General features: G+C 53.1%; 3 protein-coding genes. 1 reads left to right on the plus strand and 2 read right to left on the minus strand.

What is annotated here, in order from left to right; genetic code table 11:
• Positions 1–131: 131 nt before the first annotated feature.
• A complete protein-coding gene (locus Q0256_RS00085; protein ID WP_297904949.1) occupies positions 132–569 on the minus strand; it encodes a DUF417 family protein in 438 nt (145 codons plus the stop codon).
• A gap of 241 nt (positions 570–810) precedes the next feature.
• Here Q0256_RS00085 and Q0256_RS00090 point away from each other — a divergent pair, with 241 nt between their 5' ends.
• A complete protein-coding gene (locus Q0256_RS00090; protein ID WP_297958922.1) occupies positions 811–1917 on the plus strand; it encodes a PQQ-binding-like beta-propeller repeat protein in 1107 nt (368 codons plus the stop codon).
• A gap of 240 nt (positions 1918–2157) precedes the next feature.
• Here Q0256_RS00090 and Q0256_RS00095 read toward each other — a convergent pair.
• On the minus strand, positions 2158–2877 hold a 720-nt coding region (locus Q0256_RS00095), incomplete at its 5' end, for an AIR synthase-related protein (protein WP_367271929.1).

Consider the following 2877-nt stretch of genomic DNA (forward strand, 5'->3'; position numbering starts at 1 on the left):
TAAAGGGTGCTATGCAAGCAGGCTCAAGCACGCACCCGCCGGCAAAGCAGGCTTTAAATCAAAAGCCTCAAGCTCGCCGTGCGCGATCATTTAGTGTTGCGTCGGAACCGACGCCAGTATGTTTTGACGGCTCAATCGCAGCTTTTTTCTCCGCGGCAAAGGCGCGCCAGGTCGTATTTTAGCAGCACCAAGCCAAGGCCTAGCAAGAAAAGGTCTTTAAAGATAAAGCCGTCGATCTTACCTAGCTGCGGCAGTAGGCTGAGCGTGCTCAGCGCCATGACGATCACGATGAGATCGCCCACGATGCCCGCCTTCGGCTTGAAAAAGCCCGCGATGAGCGAGAGATAGCCCACGGTCTCCACCACGCCCAAAAAATAGCTCGCGCCGGCGTCCCCGAGCGCTGACGGCAAAAACGAAAGCCACGTCTGCGAAAAGAGCGGCTTTAAAGCCTCCACCTCAAACTCAAACCACTTGTAGTTGCCCATCACGGCAAGCACGATGATAACGGAAAGTCTAGCAAATATAATATCCGCGTCGCCTGCGACAAATTTTTTTACGATCTCCCTCATACGGCTCCTTTGTAAATTTTGTAACGGTATGATAGCGAGCTTGCGTGTAGGCTACGTGAAGAGGCGAAATTTCAAATCTTCGGCTCCGCAAAATTTGAAATTCCATGCCGCGCACCGTAAAATTTTAGCGTGTGCATCGTATGATTTAACGTGCGCGCCGTAAAATTTCAACGTGCATACAAAATTTTAAATTCGCGCCCAAATTTAAGCTATAATCGCTTCAAATTTTAAGGAGCCGCAAATGCTAAAATCATATCCTCTTGCGATGCAGGGCGTGGAGTTTCGCGGACACGGCGTGACGGGCATTTACGAGATGGACGAGCGGATAGCCTTCGTCCATTTCGCCTTTGCGGCCCCTAGCGAGCAAAACACCCTCTCGAAGCTAACGCCCAGCTACGTGCTACTAGATACGTTTTCACGCGATTTTAGCGAGCACAAAAGATCGGTGCTCGCCTACGAGCAGCGCGAAATTTTCTTCGCCGCCTCCGCGCTTTGTTACCCGCAGGACGGCCACTTCGTGCTAAATACGAGATATTACGAGGGCTTCGTCGATTCGCCCGCAAAGCTCATCAAAATACAAGATGGCGAAATGAGCGAGCTTGGCGACGCTCCTGCGCCCGTGAAGCAGATCTACAACGACGCGCGAACCTACGAGTTTGAGGGCTTTGCCGTGCGGATGAGTTCGCCCTTTATGATGGAGTGCATAGCTTCGCAGGACGGATCAAATTTAAGCGGCGCGGCGGCTGATTTAGGCGGCACGCCAAATTCTAGCGGCACGGTGGGCGAGAATTTAAAAAATTCCTCCAAAAATGATGATGCGGCGGCTGTTTGTAAAGCGAGCAAAAGCGATCCGCGCAATGAAACAAGCGAAGCGAAAGATAAAATTTCAAACGGCGGCAAGCAAACGCGCAAAAAAGCGGTCGCAAAAGGCAAAACGCTTTGGCGGCTGAAGCTCGGCGCGTATCTATATACGCCGGTTTGCCTGCGCGGCGCAGCGACGTCGCATTTTGATGCGCAAGGTAAGCGGCGGGGTCTCGAGACGCTGTATTTCGGCACCGCGGGCAAGGGCGGGCACCTATACGCCGTGAGCGCGGCAAGCGGTGAGATGATCTTCAAATTTGACACCGGCGGCACCGAGCATTTCGCGTGGTGCGAGGATAAAATTTTACTCGCAGATCGCCGCGGCAAGCCGGTTTTGATTAGCGCGGACGACGGCTCGATCTTAAAAGAGGTGGAATTCGGCGAGTTTCAATTCGGCTCGGATCAGATCATGCTCGCTAGCGGCGGGCGCCTCTACGCCGTGGCAAACGACGGAGCCGCGATGCACGCAGTCTGCGCTGATATTTAAATTGGACAGATTAAAATTCGGCTTGCGGTTGTGGATTAAATTTAAACGTAAGGCTTGAGGCGCCGAACATTTTGGATATGAAATTTACCTAGTTCGGCGGGGCGCGGTCATGACCCAAAAGCGTCCGATTTCAAATCACCGCAGCCCCGCTCGCTAAATGAAATTTATTCGCCCGGCGCGTCGTTTCGAACTGAAATTCAAACCTTTCGCCTTAAAATTTAAAGCGGTCGCGGCAAAATTTCAAGGCGCGAAGTGGTGCGAGCTGCCGCGAAATTCCATCGAGCTTTGCGGCGTGCGCGGGCAAACCTCGGCGATGATATTGATCGAAACGCCCGCTTTAGCGGCAATCGCGTAGATTTTAGGCAAAAACTTCGGCGCGAAGCTGAACAAAATCTCGTACTCCTCGCCGCTTTGCAACGCAGCCTCGTTAGGGCGGGCGATCCAGCGCGCACCCACGCCGCTAGCCTCCAGCAGGCGGGGCAAATCCTGCGCGAGCCCATCGCTAATGTCCATCGCCGCGCTGATGAACTTCGCCGCCTTGTAAAAAAACTTATCGCGCAAAACGGGCCTGACGAAGCGCGAATTCTTTGAAATTTTTGCGCGCAGATCCTCGCGCAAGCGATATGAGCCACTACCCGGCACAGGATTTTCGCCTGCAGAGCTTTGCGACGTAGAATTTTCGCATGAGAGGCTTTGCGCCGTAGAATTCTTGCGATCCTCTCCACTTCGCGACTCGGAATTTTGCGCCGAAATTTCGGCATCCAAGCTCTGCAGCTCGACGTACGCAGGTAAAATTTTATCGTCCAGACTTTGCGGCTCAAGATCCAAAATTTGCATTGCCGAAGTTTCAGCATCCAGGTTCTGTAGCTTAGCATGAGCGAGCGAAATTTTATCGCCCGGGCTTCGCACCTCATCGCCAGGATTTTGTATCGCCGAAGCCTCGGCGTTGAGACCCTGCGG

Origin of the sequence: uncultured Campylobacter sp. (assembly GCF_937949835.1) — a bacterium.
Taxonomy (GTDB): Bacteria; Campylobacterota; Campylobacteria; order Campylobacterales; family Campylobacteraceae; genus Campylobacter_B.